This is a genomic window from Pseudomonas sp. Yb2C2 (assembly GCF_052112325.1).
GTDB classification, from domain to species: domain Bacteria; phylum Pseudomonadota; class Gammaproteobacteria; order Pseudomonadales; family Pseudomonadaceae; genus Aquipseudomonas; species Aquipseudomonas marginalis.
The window spans coordinates 44,325-63,457 of the sequence record NZ_JAVAJK010000021.1 but is presented as its reverse complement, the minus strand read 5'-3'; the positions used below and the strand labels follow the sequence as shown (position 1 = coordinate 63,457).

Genomic DNA, 19,133 nt, shown 5'->3' with positions numbered 1-19,133 from the left:
CAGCCTGTAGGGATTTCCCTACAGGCTGCCAGGCGCCGGCCCGAAACTCAGTAACCACTGGCCGCCGTCATCGCCCCGCCGACAATCGCAATCCCCGAACTGCTGCCCAAGCGCGTCGCCCCGGCTTCAATCATTTTCAGTGCCGTCGGATAATCGCGCACACCACCGGACGCCTTGACCCCAACCGCGGCGCCCACGGTTTTACGCATCAGGGCCACGTCTTCGGCGGTGGCACCGCTTCGGCTGAACCCCGTGGAGGTCTTGACGAACGCCACACCCAGGTCCCGGCAGATTTCGCAGGCCTGGGCTTTCTCTTCGTCCTCCAGCAGGCAGGTTTCCAGGATGACCTTCAACGGCACGGCGCCGCAGGCCTTGTGGACCAAGGCAATGTCTTCGCGCACTGCGTCCAGCAAACCGTCCTTCAACCAGCCGATATTGAGCACCATGTCGATCTCCCCTGCCCCGGCGGCAATCGCCCGTTCGGCTTCGAAGGCCTTGGTGTCACTCAGGCCGGCGCCCAGGGGAAAGCCCACCACGGCACAAATCACCACGCTGTCGTCGGCCAGGCAGGAAGCGGCGTAAGGCACCTGCCCTGAGTTCAGGCACACCGAATAAAAACCGTGCTCCCGGGCTTCCTCGCACAAAGTGCGAATCTGCTCGCGGGAGGCGTCGGGCGCCAGCAAGGTGTGATCGATGTACTTGGCCAATGCTGCGGGTTGAAGAGTGTTCATTTAACGTGCCCTTGCCTGTATGTTGCGAATGGTCGTGTGCCGCTTGTCACAGCACCCACACTAATGCGTTATAATAATAACATTAAATGTTACTTATCTAACGCAAACAATCAAGCCCTGGAATACTCGTGGACAGTAGAAAAGCCGAGCGACTCAAGCTTATCCAACAAGCCTTGCAGGACCAGAACGCCATTCACCTGAGGGAAATGGCGGCGCTGCTGGAGGTTTCGGAGATGACCCTGCGCCGCGATCTCAACCACTTCAGTGATCACCTGCGCCTGCTGGGTGGCTACATCACCCGGGTCGGCAGCGAGGTCAGCGATTACCGGGTTGCCGAGCAGGACACCCGCCACGTCGAGGAAAAGCGCCGCATCGGCAAACTCGCCGCGCGCCTGATCCAGCCCGGTGACACGGTGTTTTTCGACTGCGGTACCACCTCGCCGTTTGTGATCGACTTCATCCCCGACGACTTGGAGTTCACGGCGGTGTGCAGCTCGTTGAACGTGCTGCTCAAGCTGCATAACAAGCCCAACTGCCACATCGTGTTGTGCGGCGGCACCTTCCATCGCAAGAACCAGGTGTTTGAAAACAGTGCCGAAAGCAGCATCCTCGACAGCGTGCGCCTGACATGGGCCTTCGTGACTGCCGCCGGCGTCAGCCAGGCATTCGGCGTGACGTGCTTCAACTTCAATGAAGTCGAGGTCAAGCAAAAGGTCATGCGCCAGGCCCAGCAACGTGTGTTGCTCGCCGACTTCAGCAAGTTCGACACGGTGCGCACCGCTCACTTCGCTGCCCTGCAAGACTTTCAGTACGTGGTCAGCGACAAGAAAATCCCCCGCAGCTACAAGGACGCCATCCAGGCCCACGGCGCGCAATTGCTGGTTTAACCCAGCAACCGCTGGCGTTCCTGCGCGCTCAGGTAGCCGGTGGTGACACTGAACGAAGCGCTGGCTCCCGCCGCCAGCAAACGCACGTGGCCTTTGGCTTTCTCGGCGTTATAGCCCTCGGGTTCGCACGTCGATGGCAGCACGAACGCCGCCACTTGCTGATCCGGCGTGTGCAGGATCCAGCGTGCGGCGTGGGCGAATTGTTCGGGGCGATAGCGGGTGTAGAACGCCGCGCCATCGGGATGATCCAGCAGGAAGTGGGCCTGGCCGGTTGCGTCTGTGCCGACGCCGTCGAAGAAAAACACGATTTCAGGGGCGTACAACCCCGGCTGATCGAGACAGGCCAATTGCCCGGGTTGTTGGGCCAGTTGCGCCATGTAGGCACTCCAGTCCGGCGTCGGCTTGACGTGGTCCGGAATACTGGTGCGCAGGCGCAGGCGCTGCATGCCCCATGGCTCTACAAACCGCGCGCCGGCCACAAAGGCGTAGTTCATGTGGGCCATGTACATCAGTTCCATAGGCTTGCCGGCCAGGTTGGTCACGTCCATGTCGATATCGAACACCGCCGAATCGGCGCGCAGGGTCACGCTGGGGCACGCCCGGTAGCGATCGCCGAAGCCCTTGGCGTATTGATAGCAACCGCCCAGGCGCACAAAGCCCTCGCCGATTTCCAGCCAGGCCGAGTCCATCGGGGCGCAAGGCATTTCGCCGTGCAAGGCGTGGGTGTCATCCGGCGCCGGGCAACCGTTGCGCAGCAGGCCACTGTGAAACATGAAGCAGCCGTAGGTATCAATAACCGTCGGGCTGGGCCGGGGTTGCTCGAAAAGATTGCTCATGGTCAGGTCACAGCCGTCGAACACCGCCGACCAGATCATCTGCCCTTGATAAGGCAGCAGCACCAGGCGTCCACGGCTGTTCTCCAGGCTCAGCGCCTGCACGCCGGACGCGTAGGTCCACCCACAGACCTTGAAGTCCTCAGACTGCAACAGGATCTTTTCCTGCTCGGCAAACAGCGCAGGATACAGCGCAATCCGCGTATTCATGAGGCCACCGCCGCAACAGCGCTCGACGGTAACGTGCCGGGTTGGCGCATGCACTTGACCGCGTACATCACGATCACGATAAAGCACAGCAACGGCACGCTGTAGGCCAGCTGCATATTGCCGCCGCTGGCATCGGACAACAGGCCCTGGAAGATCGGAATCACCCCGCCGCCGACGATGCTCATCACCAGCAATGAACCGCCGACGCCGGTGTCTTCACCCAGGCCATCGATGGTCAGGCCGTAAATGGTCGGCCAGCACGGGCCGAGGAAAATACTCACGCCGACCGCTGCGTACACCGCCGAAATATTCGGCACCAGAATGGTGTAGGCCAGCAGCACAATGCACAGCACACCGTAGATCGCCAGGACCTTGGCCGGATGCAGGCGGCGCATCAACAGGTTGGCGATCATCTTGCCGACAAAGTAGGCGGCAAAGGTGGTCAGCAAAAACCATGAGGCGCTGCGTTCATTCATTCCGCCCATTTGCATCGCCAGGCGAATGGTAAAACTCCACACGCCGACCTGGGCGCCCACGTAGAGAAACTGCGCCAATACGCCAAAGGTAAAGCGCGGGTTACGCCACAGCCGGCCCAGGCTGTGGCGCAGGCTGCCAGGCCTGCTGTCAGCCGGCTTATTGCCCTTGCAGGCAGGGAACCGAGTGATCGCGACCAGGATAAACATCAGCACCAGCACGGCGATCATCCACTTGTAGGGCAACAGCGTGGACTGGATCATCTGCAACTGCTGCACGGCAGCCTCGGAGGCGCTCATCCGGGCCAGTTGTTCCGTGGTGGCGTCGGTGTCCTTGAACATCACGAAACTGCCGACGTACACCCCGGCCATCGCACCGAAGGGGTGGAACGTCTGCGAGATGTTCAAGCGCCGCGTCCCCGTTTCCCGTGGCCCCATCAGGGTCGAGTAGGTGTTGCAGGCGGTTTCCAGGAACGACAGGCCGGCCGCAATCACAAACAGCGCCAGCAGGAACATGCCGTACTTGGCCGTCGACGCCGCCGGGAAAAACAGCAGGCAGCCGAACATGTACAGCAGCAACCCGATCAGGATCGTGCTCTTGTAGCTGAAGCGGCGCACCACCATTGCCGCCGGAATCGCCACGAAAAAATAGCCCAGGTAAAACGCCGACTGCACAAAGGCGGTTTGGAAATCACTGAGCAAAAACGCTTTCTTGAAGTGTGCGATCAGCACGTCATTCATGCTTGCCGCCGCCGCCCACAGCGCAAAGATGCTGCACAGCAGGATAAAGGCGAACCAGGGCGTGCGGTTCAGGTAGAAACCATCGGGTGTCTGTTGCAGCGCAGGTTTGTTCATTATTGTTCTCCGGGCTGGTTTGGGGATTACGGCTGTTGCTGGAAACGAGCGAACGCCTCGCTGTCGGGGTATGACGTCTGGGTGCCCAGGGCCATGACCGAGCAGGCGGAATACGCCACGGCCTGTTCCATGGCCTGCCGGATACCGCCGTCGCGGCTCCAGTGCTGGATGAAGCAACCGATAAAGGCATCGCCGGCGCCCGTGGTGTCCCGTGCCACGACCTTTCGGCCCGGCACCCGGAATTCGCCCTCCTCTCCCACGTACAACGCACCGTGTTCACCGAGGGTGACGATCACGTGGCGAATGCCGCTGGCCACCAGCGTGCGCGCGGCGCGTTGGGCGGCGTCCGGCGAGTCCACGACCTGGCCGCTGATCAACGCCAGTTCCGATTCATTGGGGATCAGGAAATCCAGCTGTGCCAGGTGCTCCCCGCTCAGGCCGGCCAGGGCCGGTGCCGGGTTGAGCAGCACCGCGATGCCGTGCCGGTGCGCAAATTCGATGGCGTAGTAGACCGTCTCCAGATTGATCTCCAACTGCAGCACGATCAGGGTGCACTCGCGCAGGTCGGCGGCCGCCGCGTCGATGTCCGCCGGCAACAAATGCGCATTGGCGCCTTTGACGATCAGAATGCTGTTGTGGGAGTCGGCCCGCACAAAAATCGGCGCGACACCGCTGGAAACCCCAGGCACCCGCTGCACATGACGGGTGTCGATACCAAAACGCTGGAAGTTGGCCAGGGTGTTGTCGGCAAACATGTCGTCGCCGACCTTGCTCAACATCAGCACCTGCGCCCCAAGCTTGGCGGCCGCCACCGCCTGGTTCGCCCCCTTGCCGCCACACCCGAGGGCAAAACCAGGCGCTTCCAGGGTTTCGCCCTGGGCCGGCATGCGGTCGATGTAGGTGATCAAATCCACCATATTGCTGCCGATGACTGCGATCTTGCTCATTGCTATTCCACCCTGTTGCAACACGACCAGGCAGGTCGTGGCGCTCTTGTTTTGTTATTTAAATAACATTAGGTGTGAATATTCAATCTTTTTTTGCGGTGCCCGGTCAACGAGCCCTGCGGGTGGGCCGGTGGACCGGGCAAAAAAAACCGACCCACAGGGGGCCGGTCCATAAAGCGTGTATCAGGTCTGTGCGGTGTTACAGGCTGAAGCGATCCACGGATCGCGACAACTTGCCGGCCAACCCGGCCAGTTCATCGGTGGTCGAGGCGGTTTCGCCGATGATGCGGCTGTTGTTTTCCGACATCCCCGCAATCATCTCCACCTGGTGGGAGATTTCGTTGCTGGCCAAACTCTGTTCACCGATGGTGCGCGAGATGTCGTTCACCAACTCGGTGGTATTGAGGGTGGCCTGCAGAATATCGCGGATCGCTCGCTCCACCTCGGCAGTCACCGCCATGCCTTTATCCACTTGGGTGACGCCCTCCTCCATGCTGGTCACCGCTTCCCGGGTGTTCTGCTGGATACGCCCGACCATGCTGGCAATTTCCTGGGTCGAGGCGCTGGTGCGGCCCGCCAGGCTGCGCACTTCATCGGCGACCACCGCAAAGCCGCGTCCCTGTTCGCCGGCGCGGGCGGCTTCAATCGCGGCGTTAAGGGCCAACAGGTTGGTTTGGTCCGCGATGCCCTTGATCACTTGGATAATGCTGAAGATCGCCTCGGACTCCTTGTCCAGCGTACGAATGACCTGGGCCGATTGCTGCGCTGAGCGGGCAATGCCATCCATGTCCTTCACCACCTGGTGGATCACCCGGCCGCCGTCCTTGGCCAGGGCTTCGGCCTGGTTGGCCATATCCAGGGCGCGCCCGGCATGCCGGGTGATCTCTTCGATACTGGCGGTCATTTCACTGGCCGCCGCCGCCATGGTGCTGGCGGCCGCGCTTTGCTGCTGGCTGCTGCCGGCGACGTCATGGCAGCCCTGGCTCAAGCGTTCGCTCATACCATTGACGCCATGGGCATTGCTGCGCACCACCTCGATCATGCCGCGTAGATCTCGCTGCATGGTGGCAAGGCTGCGGATCAACGAGCTGGCTTCGTCCTTGCGCTTGGGTTCGACAATCGGCTCGCTCAAGTTGCCCCGGGCGATACTGTCGGCAATACGGCTGGCGGCCTGCAGCGGCGCCATGATGCTCGACAACACCCAGCGCCCCTGGGCCAGCAGCAGCAACAGGCTGGCGAGCAATACGGCGCCCAAGGTCAAATTGGCGTGGCTGATGGTCTGCCGCGTGCTGGCGCTGGTCTCCTGGGTATTGCTTTCGATCAGCTCGCTCATCGCCGCCATTTGATCTTCCAGCTGGGAAAACGCCTTGTTGAAGGTGTCCAGTTCCCCGCGAGCGGCCTCAGGATTCTCCAGTGCCAGCGCGACGATGCGCTCGCCGGCACTGATATAGGTGTCCAGGCTGGGTCTGATTTTTTCCAGGCCGGTCTTGATCGTGGCATCCAGCGGCAACTTGAGGTTGTCCCCCAGTACCTGACGGAAATGCTCGGCGTGTTCCTTCAACGAGGTGTTGACCTCGTCCTTGCTGCTGGTGCTTTTGCCCAACCCCACGAGCATGGCAGACAGCACGTCGGCACGCAGTGCGTCGTGCATCATGTCGGCTTCCATATGGTTGCGCAGGACCGTCATGCTCACCTCGCTATCCTGTACGGCCTCGCTCATCCGAACATTCCCCAGGTAGCCGGCCAGGCTCATGACCAGAGCCGTGAGCAACCCAGTCGCAATCAACAGCATCAAGCGTAATTTGATCGTCATGCTGACATCCCCATACCCAACCGTCGAAGCAACGTTCTTACCGTTATCGGCATCAATCCCTGTTAGTGAAGCCTAAGTTTGCGGATCTGCGCGGATCCCTTAAGCTGATCGGCTTTTGCGCTGCCGGAAACCGCCCATGTCCCGAAGTATTGCCCACCTTGCGTTACTGCTGGGGTTGATCACCGCCGTCGGCCCGTTCGCCATCGACATCTACCTGCCCGCCCTGCCTACCCTGGGCGCCAGCCTGCACGCCTCGCCGGCGGCGGTACAGATGAGCCTCACGGTGTTCTTCATGGTCATTGGGGTGTGCCAGCTGTTCTACGGCCCGATCAGCGATGTGTTCGGGCGCAAGCCGCCGATTTACGCCGGTCTGCTGATCTTTGCGGTGGGCAGCGTCGGCTGCGCGTTGGCGCCCACCATTGAAGTGCTGATCGGCTTTCGTGCCGTGCAGGCCTTCGGCGCCTGTGCCGGGATGGTCATTCCCCGGGCGATCGTGCGTGACCTGTACACCGGCCATGAAGCCGCGCGGCTGATGGCCTTGCTGATGCTGGTGATGAGTGTGTCGCCGATTCTCGCGCCACTGGCCGGCAGCCTGGTGATTTCGTTGTGGAGTTGGCGCGAAGTGTTCGCCGTGCTCGCGGTGGTGGCCGTGCTGTGCCTGGTGATGACAATTGTGCAGCTGCCCGAAACCCATCCCGCCGAGCGCCGGCTGGGCAAGACCTTGGGCACGGCGTTCAGCAGCTACGGCGCACTGCTGCGTGACCCGGTCTTCATCGGTTTGTCGGTGGTGTGCGGGTTCGGGCTGGCGACGTTCTTCGTGTTTATCGGCAGTGCGCCCTTCGTGTATATCGAATACTTCGGCCTCACGCCTACCCAGTTCAGCCTGTGTTTCGCCCTGAACGCCGCGTCGTTTTTTGCCATGAGCCAACTCACTGCACGCTTGAGCGCACGCTTCGGCCTGGCGCCACTGATTCGTTGGTCGGTGGTCGCCGTAGCCGCCGTTATGGTGCTGCTGGCCGCGACCACGCTGTGGGTCGACAGCCTGGCCTTGATGATGGCGTTGCTGTTTATCGGCTTCGGTTTCCTCGGCCTGTTGTTGCCGGCGGCGGGCGTGTTATCCCTGGAAGATCATGGTGCTGTGGCGGGATCTGCCTCCGCGCTGTTGGGGGCCATCCAGATGATCACCGCTGCCGTGTCCATGACCCTGGTCGGAGTGTTTGCCGACCACACGCCGGCGCCGATGCTCATCGGTATCGCGCTGTGTGCGCTCGCGGCGATGTTCACCACGCTGTGGACCTTGCGCCGCCTGCCGGCGCACCTGGCGAGCGCCCCGCCCCACGGCTGACCTATACCGCTCGTCGGGCCTGGCCGGCATTCATTACAACTATCGCCGGCCATGAAACTACTAATCCCATAGCACCGCTCGAAACCTATGGAGATTGGAAATGACTGACTACCCTCGCCCGCCCTTCGCCCCTCAAGCGCAAAACGTGCCCGGTACCCAGCGCAAAATGGACCCGTACCCGGACTGCGGGGAACAGAGTTACAAGGGCTCCGGCCGGTTGGCCAACAAAATCGCCTTGATCACCGGTGCCGACAGCGGCATCGGCCGTGCGGTGGCCATCGCCTTTGCCCGTGAAGGCGCTGACGTCGCCATCGCCTACCTGGACGAACACGAAGACGCCAAGGAAACCGCGCGCTGGGTTGAGGAAGCGGGCCGCCAATGCCTGTTGCTGCCCGGTGACATTGCGCAAAAAGCCACCTGCCAGGCGCTGGTCGACAAGACCGTGGAACAGTTCGGGCGCATCGACGTGCTGGTGAATAACGCTGCGTTCCAGATGACCCACGAAACGCTCGAAGAGATCGAGGATGAGGAATGGGTCAAGACCTTCGATATCAACATCACCGCGATGTTTCGCCTCTGCAAGGCTGCGCTGCCGCATATGAAGGCCGGCAGTTCGATCATCAACACCAGCTCGGTGAACTCCGACATGCCTAAGCCGACCCTGCTGGCTTATGCCGCCACCAAGGGCGCAATCGCCAACTTCACCGGCGGCTTGGCGCAATTACTCGGCAGCAAGGGCATCCGCGTCAACAGCGTCGCGCCCGGCCCGATCTGGACGCCGTTGATCGTGGCGACCATGACTGATGAAGACGTGCAGAACTTCGGCAGCGAAACCCCACTGGGCCGCCCCGGCCAACCGGTGGAAGTGGCGCCGATTTATGTGCTGCTGGCATCGGACGAGGCCAGCTACATCTCGGGTTCGCGTTATGCGGTCACCGGTGGCAAACCCATTCTCTAAACCCACCGATCAATTAAGCGTACTTGCCTTTTGTAGGAGCGAGCTTGCTCGCGAAAAACGTCTACGGTAACGCGTGCATTCTGGATAAATGCGGTGCCTGTGAGCTCTTCGTGAGCTCGCTCCTACAGGGCCTAGTAATATCGCGCTGATCGCCTATAAATCGAACCGGTCCACCGCCCGCCTCCGCTCATTGTCGTCACGCACGTCATAACTGGCGGTGGTCTGGATATTGGTGTGGTGCGCCAGCTTCTGTGCAATCGACAGGTCATGCTCCTCGATCACCCGCGTGATGAACGAGCGGCGAAAATCGTGGGGCATGATCTTCACCCCGACCTGCTCACCCCGTTGGCGCGCGATGTAGTAAATCGCGTGCTTGGTGATACGTTCGCGGGTGATATGGCTGCCCCTTCGTATGCGGTTGAACAGGAAGCTGTCGTCCTGCTCGCCTTCCTTGAGCTGTTCGCGCCTGAACGCCAACCAGGCCTGCAACTTGGCGAAAGCCCAGTCCGGTGCATACTTGACCAGCTCCTTGTTGCCCTTGCCGATTACCCGCAAGCTGCGTTCATCGAAGTTGATCTGCGCCAGGTCGAGGTTGACCGACTCGGACTTGCGCATGCCCGAGCCATACAGGATGCCGATGACCGCTGCATCACGCAGGCCTTGGGGGCGAGGGTCGGCGGCGCAGACTTCCATCATTTCCCGGATCAACGTGCGCCGCAGATTGCGGCCCTGGCCCAGGCGCGTGCCGGGCGTGGCCTTGACCGTACGCATTTTCAGGAGATGTTCCTGGCTGATCAGGCTCATGCGCCAGGCTTCATTCATCACCCCGCGCACGGCATTCACGTACAGGGATGAGGTATTCGGCGCGTAGCCGTCTTCGCGCAACGCTGCGACCAGGGCGATGACATGTTCAGGTTGCAGCAGGTGCCAGTCGATGTCTTCGAGGTTGATGTCTTCGAAGCCCAGGCGGTCGGCGGCGTCCTGCAGCACGTAGCGCATGGTGAGTTGGCTGGAGGGGGCCAGGCGGGTGAGGTAGAGGGTCAACGGGTTACGGATAGACTCGGTCAAGGTAGATCAGCCTTTGGATTAAATACCTCGAACAACTCATTGTTTAATCGAGGTATTTAGTGAATTGGCGAAGACCGAGTCTAACCCAGGAAAAGCCCTGGCACAAAATCACGGTGCCGTGTCTTCATCCTCGGTGGGCGCCTGGGGCTGGGTCTGGGCCTGACTCCATTCGGCATCCTGCTTCTGCATCAGTGCGAACCAGTGCTGACGCATAAAGGTCAGGTAAGCGTCCGGCGCCTTGGCAAAGTCCTTCTCATCGCCATAGCAACCCGGCAACGGCAACTCCGTGCCCTGCTCCTTGTACTGGCTGACCAGCGCCTGCTGCCCGGCCACGCTACAATCCTTGGGCAGCGGCATGCCACGCAGGGCCCCGGCCTCTTCATCCCACCAGGCTGCGCCGACCCGGTCGACCCCGCGCAGGCGGTACTTCTGCGACTTGCCGACATGCATGATCAGCTTGAATTCGTTGGGGCTGACATCGCTGGTGCAGGAGCGCGAATAGCCCACGGTGGCCTGGGTGACGCCATCGCCGGTGAGGTCGGTGACCTTGGTCGCGGCCATGTCGAAGCGCAGCGCCGCATCGAATTGGCAATGCTGCACGTCGTCGTAGAGCATCCACATGCGCTTGGGACGGTCACCGTCGATCAGGTATTGGGCCGCATAGACAAACGCCGACTGGGTACCGTCATCCTCGCGTTCACTGACCTGCTCGGAGAGCACCAGCAGGTTCTTGCCCTGGCGGTCGTCCCAGGTATAGGCGGCGACCTGCCTGCCGCGCACTTCAACACCCTCAGGCACTTGGGCGAGCGCGGTGAGCGCCACGCCATCATCTGCCCGTACGGCGCTGACGCAGGCCGCCGTCATCAACAATCCGATCAAAACGGGCCGCCATTGGCCGCTTATACGCTGCACGCTATTCATCCGAGTACCCTGGCAAGAGATGGCTTACTTTACCGGCACTTGAAGCGCATTGCAGAGAAGATTCTTCAATTAAGACCAAGGGCTGGCGGATTAAAGCGCCTCACCTGCAGACAACGCCTATTCAGCCTGCGGGCCTTACCCTGCCATACCTTAGTTGCGTAGCTGAACCCTAGCTGTCTACCTGTCAAATAAACGAGTTTTTCATCTGCCTTTCATATCTGTTGCACATTTTTGCGCTTAATCTTGAACGTGAAACTTCAGAGCGAGTCCCACAACACCAGCTAACCTGTTGATTAAACTTCAACTTTTGCGCCGTTTTTTACCTGCGAGCCCTACGTTTGCCCAATGATCACTGCTGTTTTTACGCTCCAAGTTGCTCTAGCCCCGAGGTCATGAATCTTTGAAACCCTACCCTATTCATTGCGTGTCGATCGTTATCCCGGTCTACAACGAACAAGAAAGCCTGCCTGAACTGCTGCGTCGCACCACCGCCGCCTGCAAGCAACTGGCCTACGAATACGAAATCATCCTGGTGGATGACGGTAGCCGCGACAACTCCGCCCAATTGCTCGAAGACGCCGCCGCGCAAGACGGCAGCAACGTGGTGGCGGTGATCCTCAATCGCAACTACGGGCAGCACGCGGCGATCATGGCCGGTTTCGAGCAGTGCCGGGGTGAAGTGGTGATTACCCTCGATGCCGACCTGCAGAACCCTCCCGAAGAAATCCCGCGCCTGGTGGAACAGGCCGCCCTGGGCTACGACGTGGTCGCCACGGTACGCAACAATCGCCAGGACTCGGCCTTTCGCCGCTGGCCTTCGCGCCTGATCAACCTCGCCGTGCAACGCTCCACCGGCGTGGCCATGAGCGACTACGGCTGCATGCTGCGCGCTTACCGGCGCACCATCGTCGACGCCATGCTCGCCTGCCGCGAGCGCAGCACCTTCATCCCGATCCTGGCCAACGGCTTTGCCCGTCACACCACCGAGATCCTGGTGCACCACGCCGAGCGTGAACACGGCGAATCCAAATACAGCGCCATGCGCCTGATCAGCCTGATGTTCGACCTGCTGACCTGCATGACCACCACGCCGCTGCGCCTGCTGTCCATCGTCGGCTTCAGCCTCGCGGGCCTGGGCGTGCTGTTCGCCTTCGCGCTGATCATCCTGCGCCTGGCCTTCGGTGCCCAATGGGCCGGCGATGGCATGTTCGTACTGTTCGCGGTGCTGTTCGTGTTCACCGGCGGCCAGTTCATCGGCATGGGCCTGCTGGGCGAATACCTGGGGCGCATGTACAGCGACGTGCGTGCGCGCCCCCGCTTCTTTATTGAAAAAGTGCTGCGCAACCAACCGGCAGCACCGGCACCCGTGGTCGTCGTCGACGGCCTGGTGTCTTCCCATTCCACCACTACTTTTCCTTCCGATCAGGTTTCGTCATGAATTCAAAAGCCGTTGTCTTCGCTTACCACGATATTGGCTGTGCGGGCATTGAAGCCCTGCTGACTGCCGGCTACGACATTGCCGCCGTGTTCACCCATGCCGACGACCCCAAGGAAAACAATTTCTACGCTTCCGTCGCCCAACTCTGCGCGTGCAACGGCATCCCGGTACATGCGCCGGAAGACGCCAACCACCCGCTGTGGATCGAGCGTATTGCCAAGCTGAACCCGGAATACATCTTCTCCTTTTACTACCGCAACCTGCTGAGCGAGCCGCTGCTGGCCACCGCCAGCAAAGGTGCGTTCAACCTGCACGGCTCGCTGCTGCCTAAATACCGTGGCCGCGCACCGGCCAACTGGGTGCTGGTCAACGGCGAAACCGAAACCGGCGTGACCCTGCACCGCATGGTCAAGCGCGCCGATGCCGGGGCGATCCTGGCCCAGCAAAAAGTCGTGATCGAGCGCACCGACACCGGCCTGACCCTGCACGCCAAGCTGCGTGATGCGGCCACCAGCCTGCTGCGCGACGCCCTGCCGCAACTGGCTGCGGGCAAGCTGACGGAAACGGCCCAGGACGAAAGCCAGGCCACCTACTTTGGTCGTCGCACCGCAGCCGACGGCAAGCTGGAGTGGAAAAAACCCGCTGAAGAACTGTTCAACCTGGTGCGCGCGGTGACTCAACCGTACCCAGGCGCGTTCTGCGCCGTCGGCGAGCACAAGCTCATCGTCTGGCAAGCCGAAGTGGTCAAGGGCAATGAAGGCCTGGCACCGGGCCGTGTGATCAGCGTCAACCCGCTGCGCATCGCCTGCGGCGAAGACTCTCTGGTGGTCAAGTTCGGCCAGCGCAACGACAACGGCCTGTACCTGGCCGGCCCATCACTGGCCAACGAACTGGGCCTGGTCGACGGCTCCGTGCTGCGCGGTGCCGAGTCCGGCCGCAAGCCGCGCCGGACCCGCGTGCTGATCCTCGGTGTGAACGGCTTTATCGGTAACCACCTGTCCGAGCGCCTGCTGCGTGACGACCGTTATGAAGTCTACGGCCTGGACATCGGCTCTGACGCCATCGAGCGCCTGCGCAGCCACCCGAACTTCCATTACGTCGAAGGCGACATCAGCATCCACACCGAGTGGATCGAGTACCACATCAAGAAGTGCGACGTGGTCCTGCCGCTGGTGGCCATCGCCACACCGATCGAATACACCCGTAACCCGCTGCGCGTGTTCGAGCTGGACTTCGAAGAAAACCTCAAGCTGGTGCGCTACTGCGTCAAGTACAACAAGCGCGTGATCTTCCCGTCGACCTCCGAAGTCTATGGCATGTGCCAGGACCAGTATTTCGACGAAGACACCTCCAACCTGGTGGTCGGCCCGGTCAACAAGCAGCGCTGGATCTACTCGGTCTCCAAGCAACTGCTGGACCGCGTGATCTGGGCCTACGGCGCCAAGGGCCTGAACTTCACCCTGTTCCGTCCGTTCAACTGGATGGGCCCGCGCCTGGACCGCCTGGATTCGGCGCGTATCGGCAGCTCCCGGGCGATCACCCAGCTGATCCTGAACCTGGTGGAAGGTACGCCGATCCGCCTGTTCGACGGTGGCGAGCAGAAGCGTTGCTTCACCGACATCGCCGACGGTATCGAAGCCCTGGCGCGCATCATCGATAACGACAACGATGCCTGCAACGGCCAGATCATCAACATCGGTAACCCGGAAAACGAAGCCAGCATCCGTCAGTTGGGCGAAGAGTTGCTGCGTCAGTTCGAGGCGCACCCGCTGCGCGGCAACTTCCCGCCGTTCGCCGGTTTCCGTGACGTCGAGAGCAAGGCGTTCTACGGCACCGGTTACCAGGACGTGGCCCACCGCAAGCCAAGCATCGAAAACGCCAAGCGCCTGCTGAACTGGGAGCCGACCGTGGAAATGAGCGAAACCATCGGCAACACGCTGGACTTCTTCCTGCGTGAAGCCATGCTCGAAATCGCGGACAAAAAGTAATGAAGGCAGGCTTGCGCATCGACGTCGATACCTACCGCGGCACCCGTGAAGGCGTGCCACGGTTGCTCGAATCCCTGGATGAGGCCGGGGTCAAGGCGACGTTCTTCTTCAGTGTCGGGCCGGACAACATGGGGCGCCACTTGTGGCGCCTGATCCGCCCGCAGTTCCTGTGGAAGATGCTGCGTTCCAACGCGGCCGGCCTGTACGGCTGGGACATCCTGCTGGCCGGCACCGCCTGGCCAGGCAAGCCGATCGGCCGTGACCTGGGGCACTTGATGCGCCAGGCCAAGGCGGCGGGGCATGAAGTCGGCCTGCACGCCTGGGATCACCACGGCTGGCAGGCCAACACCGGGCGTTGGAGCGATGCGCAGCTGGTCGAGCAGATTCGACGCGGCGTGGAGACCCTGAGCGACATCCTCGGCGAACCCATCGACTGTTCGGCGGCCGCCGGTTGGCGTGCCGATGAGCGTGTGGTGCAAGCCAAGCAAGGTTTCAACTTTCGCTACAACAGCGATTGCCGGGGTACCAGCCTGTTTCGGCCGACATTGGCCGATGGCAGCGCGGGCACGCCACAAATTCCGGTGGACCTGCCGACCTTCGACGAAGTCGTCGGGCCGGTGGTGGCCGCCAAGGACTTCAACGGCTTCATTCTTGACCGGTTTTCCGAGTCGAAGCTCAACGTCTACACGATCCACGCAGAAGTAGAAGGGATTCTGATGGCCAACGATTTTCGCCAGTTGCTCGCCCAGGCAGGGCAGCGCGGCATCGACTTCAAACCGCTGGGCGACTTGTTGCCTGCGGACCTGACCACCCTGCCCCGGCAACACCTGGTGCGCGGCGCCTTGAGCGGCCGCGAGGGGTGGCTCGGAGTGCAGCAGGCATGATCCGGCGTTGGGCCTTGCCCCTGCTCCTGCTGGCGTTCGGTGTGTTTTACCTGTTGCCGCTGACCACCCACGGCCTGTGGATTCCGGATGAAACCCGCTATGCACAGATCAGCCAGGAAATGCTGCTGACCGGCAAGTGGGCCTCGCCGCACTTCATGGGGATCCGCTATTTCGAAAAACCGGCTGCCGGTTACTGGATGATCGCGCTGGGCCAGGCGATCTTCGGGCAGAACCTGTTTGGCGTGCGCTTCGCCTCGGCGCTGAGCACCGGCTTGAGCATCCTGCTGGTGTACCTGGTGTCGCGCCGGCTGTGGAATGACCCGCAAAAGAGCCTGGTCAGCACCGTGCTGTACATGAGTTTTGTCAGCGTGGCGGCACTGGGCGGCTATGCCAACCTCGATCCGCAGTTCACGTTCTGGGTCAACCTGACCGGCGTCGCCCTGTGGTTCTGCTTCGACAGCACCACTCGCAACGGCCGCCTGGGGGCCTGGGCGCTGCTCGGTTTTGCCTGTGGCATGGGCTTTATGACCAAGGGCTTCCTGGCGTGGCTGTTGCCGGTATTGATCGCCCTGCCCTACGCGATCTGGCAGAAGCGCTTTCGCGAACTGCTCGGCTACGGCCTGGTCGCCGTGGTCGTGGCCATTGTGGTGAGCCTGCCGTGGGCCCTGGCCGTGCACCTGCAGGAGCCGGACTACTGGAACTTCTTCTTTTGGCACGAGCATATCCAGCGCTTTGCCGGCGACGATGCCCAGCATGCGGAACCGTTCTGGTATTACCTGCCGCTGCTGATTGCCTTCTGCCTGCCGTGGGTGGCGCTATTGCCGTCGACCCTGAAACAGGCGTGGCAGGAAAAACGCGCGGCGAAAACCGCCTTCTTGTTGCTGTGGCTGCTGATGCCGCTGGCGTTTTTCAGCCTGGCCAAGGGCAAGTTGCCCTCCTACATCATGCCGTGCCTGTTGCCGCTGGCGTTGTTGATGGGCCATTCCCTGGCCGACAAACTGGCCCAGGCCCGTGGGCGCGTGTTACGCATCAACGGCTGGCTGAACCTGGTCATCGGCGTGCTGGCCTTGCTCGCGCTGACGTGGGTCCAACTGAAAAAACCGGTGTATGAGCACGGCAGTGAAACCCTCAGCCTGGTGCTGGTGTTTATGTTCCTGTTCGGCTGGATCGTCGCCAACCTGCTGCAAGCGTCGCGCCCGCTGCGCTTGTGGGCGGCGCCGGCGATCGGCAGCTGGTTGCTGGTGGCGCTGGTCCCGGCCGCATTGCCCCATTCGGTGGTTTATAACAAGACCCCGGACCAGTTCATCATCGATCACCTCCAGGAGTTGAGCCAGACCAGCGCGTTGCTGAGCAACGACCTCGGCGCGGCCTCCGCCCTGGCATGGCGCGTCAAGCGCCCGGACGTGACCCTCTATAACACCGTCGGCGAAGTGAAATATGGCTTGGCCTTCGACGATGCGGCCCATCACAAGGTCGATACCACACAGGTCCAGCAATGGATGAGCGACGCGCGAAAACACGGCGCGGTCGGTGTGGTGATGCGCGTCAAGGGTGACGACGAACTCGCCGAAGTGGACTTGCTGCCCAAGGACGGCAAGCGCTACGAGCAAGGCAATATCGTGATCCTGGTGTTCCCGCAGGTTGCGCCATGATCACACTGCTCCTGTTATTGGCGGCCTGCCTGCTGACATGCATGGGCCAGGTCTCGCAGAAATTCGCCGTGGAAGGCTGGCGCGGCCAGCCCGACGGTTGGGCGCTGAAACTGCGCTCACCATGGTTGTGGTCGGCCCTGCTGTGCCTGGGTTTTGGTTTGCTGGTGTGGTTGCTGGTGTTGCAGCGCCTGGAAGTCGGCATCGCCTACCCGATGCTCAGCCTCAATTTTGTCCTGGTCACCCTGGTGGCGCGCTGTGTATTCAACGAAACCATCGACACACGGCATTGGCTGGGTGTGGTGCTGGTGATTGCCGGTGTGGTGCTGTTGGGGCGCCAGGTATGAGCCGCGTGCGTGGTTTTGCCCTGGCCCTGGGCAGCGTTGGCCTGGTCAGCGCCGCCCAATTGGGCATGCGCTGGAGCATGACGCGCCTGCCCTTGCCCACCGAATGGCTGACCGCGTTCAACAGCAACGCCATCGACTTCACCGCGTTGGGCGTAGTAAGCCTGGCGATCCTGGCCTACGCGCTGTCGATGCTCTGCTGGCTCGGCGCCCTCAAGCACCTGCCCCTGGGCCGCGCCTATTCGCTGCTGAGCATCAGCTATGCGCTGGTGTACCTGCTGGCCGCCAGCCTGCCGGTGTTCAACGAACATTTTTCCCTCTCGAAAACCCTGGGGGTGGCGCTTGTCATCCTTGGTGTGCTGGTTATTAACTCTCGCCGTGCTAGCGCTGCAAGCGCCAGGAATGCCCCATGAAAATCAGTGTATTTGGTAGTGGTTACGTCGGTCTGGTGCAGGCCACCGTATTAGCCGAAGTCGGTCACGATGTCATCTGCATGGACGTCGATCAGAACAAGGTCAAGCTCCTGCAGCAAGGCCATGTGAGCATCTTCGAGCCGGGGCTGGCGGCCATGGTCAAGGAAAACCTGGAGAGCGGGCGACTGCATTTCACCTTTGACGAAAAGCTTGCCGTCGAACACGGCGAAGTGCTGTTTATCGCGGTGGGTACACCGTCGGATGAAGACGGCTCGGCGGACCTCAAGTACGTGCTGTCGGTGGGCGATGCGGTGGCCCGCCACCGTATCGACCCGGTGATCCTGGTGGAGAAATCCACCGTCCCGGTGGGCACCGGGGACACCCTGCGCGCCCATATCGAAAAAGCCCTGCACCTGGCCGGCCGGCACCTGGAGTTCGATATCGTCTCCAACCCGGAATTCCTCAAGGAGGGCTCGGCCGTTTCCGACTGCCGCCGCCCGGACCGCATCATCATCGGCTGCGAGCGCGAAGAAGTGCGCGACGTGATGCGCGACCTGTACGCGCCGTTCAACCGCAACCATGACCGCATCATTTTCATGGACCTGCGCAGTGCCGAACTGACCAAATACGCCGCCAACTGCATGCTGGCGACCAAGATCAGCTTTATCAACCAGATCGCCGAGCTGGCCGAACACCTGGGCGCCGATATCGAAGCCGTGCGCCTGGGCATCGGCGCCGACTCGCGCATCGGCTACCACTTTATCTACCCCGGCTGCGGCTACGGCGGCTCGTGCTTCCCCAAGGACATGCGTGCCTTGATCCACAGCGCCAAGCAGGCCAACTGCTCCAGCGACCTGCTGGAAGCCGTGGAAGCCATCAACCAGCGCCAGAAGAGCAAGCTGTTCGAACGTATCAATGCGTTCTTCCAGGGCAACCTGCGCGGCAAGACCTTTGCCCTGTGGGGCCTGGCGTTCAAGCCCAACACCGACGACATGCGCGATGCACCCAGCCGCGTGCTGATGGAAGCCCTGTGGGCCGCCGGCGCCAATGTGCGGGCGTTCGACCCGGAAGCCATGCAGGAAACCCAGCGCATCTACGCTGACGAGGAGCGGCTGATGCTGATGGGCACGCCGGAATCCACGTTGCTCGGCGCCGATGCGCTGATCGTCTGCACCGAATGGCAGCAGTTCAAGGCGCCGGACTTCGAGCTGATCCACCAGCGCCTGAAAACCCCGGTGATCTTCGACGGCCGCAACCTGTATGACGGTGAGCGCCTGGCGCGCAAAGGCTTCCAGTATTACCCGATCGGTCGTGGCGATTCCTGCCAGTTGCCGATCCCCCAACAACAGTGGGTGCCGCAGGTCGTGGAAGCCTGA

At 61.6% G+C, this 19,133-nt stretch carries 17 protein-coding genes and 1 pseudogene; 10 read left to right on the top strand and 8 right to left on the bottom strand.

Features of this window, described 5'->3' with window-relative positions; genetic code table 11:
- Positions 1–47: 47 nt before the first annotated feature.
- A complete protein-coding gene (gene deoC, locus Q8X51_RS25020) occupies positions 48–731 on the bottom strand; it encodes a deoxyribose-phosphate aldolase (protein ID WP_407694217.1) in 684 nt (227 codons plus the stop codon).
- A gap of 128 nt (positions 732–859) precedes the next feature.
- Between deoC and deoR the strand changes: the two genes are divergently transcribed.
- Positions 860–1,618 carry a DNA-binding transcriptional repressor DeoR gene (gene deoR / locus Q8X51_RS25015; RefSeq protein WP_065927542.1) on the top strand — a complete coding sequence of 253 codons (759 nt, stop codon included), beginning with the start codon at positions 860–862 and terminating at the stop codon, positions 1,616–1,618.
- Here deoR and Q8X51_RS25010 read toward each other — a convergent pair.
- The 5 genes and pseudogenes from Q8X51_RS25010 to Q8X51_RS24990 all read right to left on the bottom strand — a co-directional run.
- The gene (locus Q8X51_RS25010) at positions 1,615–2,661 is read right to left on the bottom strand and encodes an aldose 1-epimerase family protein (RefSeq protein WP_407694216.1); all 1,047 of its coding nucleotides are present in this window, start codon (positions 2,659–2,661) and stop codon (positions 1,615–1,617) included. The genes deoR and Q8X51_RS25010 overlap by 4 nt on opposite strands.
- Positions 2,658–3,989 carry an L-fucose:H+ symporter permease gene (fucP, locus tag Q8X51_RS25005; RefSeq protein WP_074846801.1) on the bottom strand — a complete coding sequence of 444 codons (1,332 nt, stop codon included), beginning with the start codon at positions 3,987–3,989 and terminating at the stop codon, positions 2,658–2,660. Before fucP ends, Q8X51_RS25010 begins: the two co-directional genes overlap by 4 nt.
- Positions 3,990–4,015: 26 nt before the next feature.
- Positions 4,016–4,936 carry a ribokinase gene (gene rbsK / locus Q8X51_RS25000; protein ID WP_065927539.1) on the bottom strand — a complete coding sequence of 307 codons (921 nt, stop codon included), beginning with the start codon at positions 4,934–4,936 and terminating at the stop codon, positions 4,016–4,018.
- 199 nt (positions 4,937–5,135) lie between these two features.
- Positions 5,136–5,861, bottom strand: a complete 726-nt coding sequence (locus tag Q8X51_RS24995; RefSeq protein ID WP_407694324.1) for a methyl-accepting chemotaxis protein — start codon at positions 5,859–5,861, stop codon at positions 5,136–5,138.
- A gap of 132 nt (positions 5,862–5,993) precedes the next feature.
- Positions 5,994–6,749 (bottom strand): annotated as a pseudogene (locus Q8X51_RS24990) (MCP four helix bundle domain-containing protein); the annotation flags it as partial.
- Between the two features lie 136 nt (positions 6,750–6,885).
- Here Q8X51_RS24990 and Q8X51_RS24985 point away from each other — a divergent pair.
- Positions 6,886–8,094: a multidrug effflux MFS transporter gene (locus tag Q8X51_RS24985; protein WP_065946997.1), complete on the top strand. Its 1,209-nt coding sequence runs from the start codon at positions 6,886–6,888 to the stop codon at positions 8,092–8,094.
- 100 nt (positions 8,095–8,194) lie between these two features.
- Positions 8,195–9,052, top strand: a complete 858-nt coding sequence (locus Q8X51_RS24980; protein ID WP_137212316.1) for an SDR family oxidoreductase — start codon at positions 8,195–8,197, stop codon at positions 9,050–9,052.
- Positions 9,053–9,205: 153 nt separating this feature from the next.
- Here Q8X51_RS24980 and Q8X51_RS24975 read toward each other — a convergent pair whose 3' ends face one another.
- Together Q8X51_RS24975 and Q8X51_RS24970 are read right to left on the bottom strand one after the other, a co-directional pair.
- Complete coding sequence (locus Q8X51_RS24975) at positions 9,206–10,120, bottom strand: site-specific integrase (protein ID WP_027605855.1); 915 nt, start codon at positions 10,118–10,120, stop codon at positions 9,206–9,208.
- Positions 10,121–10,228: 108 nt separating this feature from the next.
- Complete coding sequence (locus Q8X51_RS24970) at positions 10,229–11,041, bottom strand: M949_RS01915 family surface polysaccharide biosynthesis protein (protein ID WP_065946995.1); 813 nt, start codon at positions 11,039–11,041, stop codon at positions 10,229–10,231.
- Between the two features lie 400 nt (positions 11,042–11,441).
- Between Q8X51_RS24970 and arnC the strand changes: the two genes are divergently transcribed.
- Genes arnC through Q8X51_RS24935 form a run of 7 tightly spaced genes read left to right on the top strand, consistent with a single transcriptional unit; the run spans position 11,442 to position 19,133 of the window.
- A complete protein-coding gene (gene arnC / locus Q8X51_RS24965) occupies positions 11,442–12,479 on the top strand; it encodes an undecaprenyl-phosphate 4-deoxy-4-formamido-L-arabinose transferase (RefSeq protein ID WP_065927534.1) in 1,038 nt (345 codons plus the stop codon).
- Positions 12,476–14,467, top strand: a complete 1,992-nt coding sequence (gene arnA, locus Q8X51_RS24960; protein WP_407694215.1) for a bifunctional UDP-4-amino-4-deoxy-L-arabinose formyltransferase/UDP-glucuronic acid oxidase ArnA — start codon at positions 12,476–12,478, stop codon at positions 14,465–14,467. The genes arnC and arnA overlap by 4 nt, the downstream gene beginning before the upstream one ends.
- The gene (arnD, locus tag Q8X51_RS24955) at positions 14,467–15,351 is read left to right on the top strand and encodes a 4-deoxy-4-formamido-L-arabinose-phosphoundecaprenol deformylase (protein ID WP_137212315.1); all 885 of its coding nucleotides are present in this window, start codon (positions 14,467–14,469) and stop codon (positions 15,349–15,351) included. Before arnA ends, arnD begins: the two co-directional genes overlap by 1 nt.
- Positions 15,348–17,003, top strand: coding sequence for a lipid IV(A) 4-amino-4-deoxy-L-arabinosyltransferase (arnT, locus tag Q8X51_RS24950; RefSeq protein ID WP_407694214.1), 1,656 nt, complete (start codon positions 15,348–15,350; stop codon positions 17,001–17,003). The genes arnD and arnT overlap by 4 nt, the downstream gene beginning before the upstream one ends.
- Positions 17,000–17,347, top strand: a complete 348-nt coding sequence (gene arnE, locus Q8X51_RS24945) for a 4-amino-4-deoxy-L-arabinose-phosphoundecaprenol flippase subunit ArnE (protein WP_407694213.1) — start codon at positions 17,000–17,002, stop codon at positions 17,345–17,347. Before arnT ends, arnE begins: the two co-directional genes overlap by 4 nt.
- Complete coding sequence (gene arnF, locus Q8X51_RS24940; protein WP_065927529.1) at positions 17,344–17,757, top strand: 4-amino-4-deoxy-L-arabinose-phosphoundecaprenol flippase subunit ArnF; 414 nt, start codon at positions 17,344–17,346, stop codon at positions 17,755–17,757. Before arnE ends, arnF begins: the two co-directional genes overlap by 4 nt.
- Positions 17,754–19,133, top strand: a complete 1,380-nt coding sequence (locus Q8X51_RS24935) for a UDP-glucose dehydrogenase family protein (protein ID WP_065946990.1) — start codon at positions 17,754–17,756, stop codon at positions 19,131–19,133. Before arnF ends, Q8X51_RS24935 begins: the two co-directional genes overlap by 4 nt.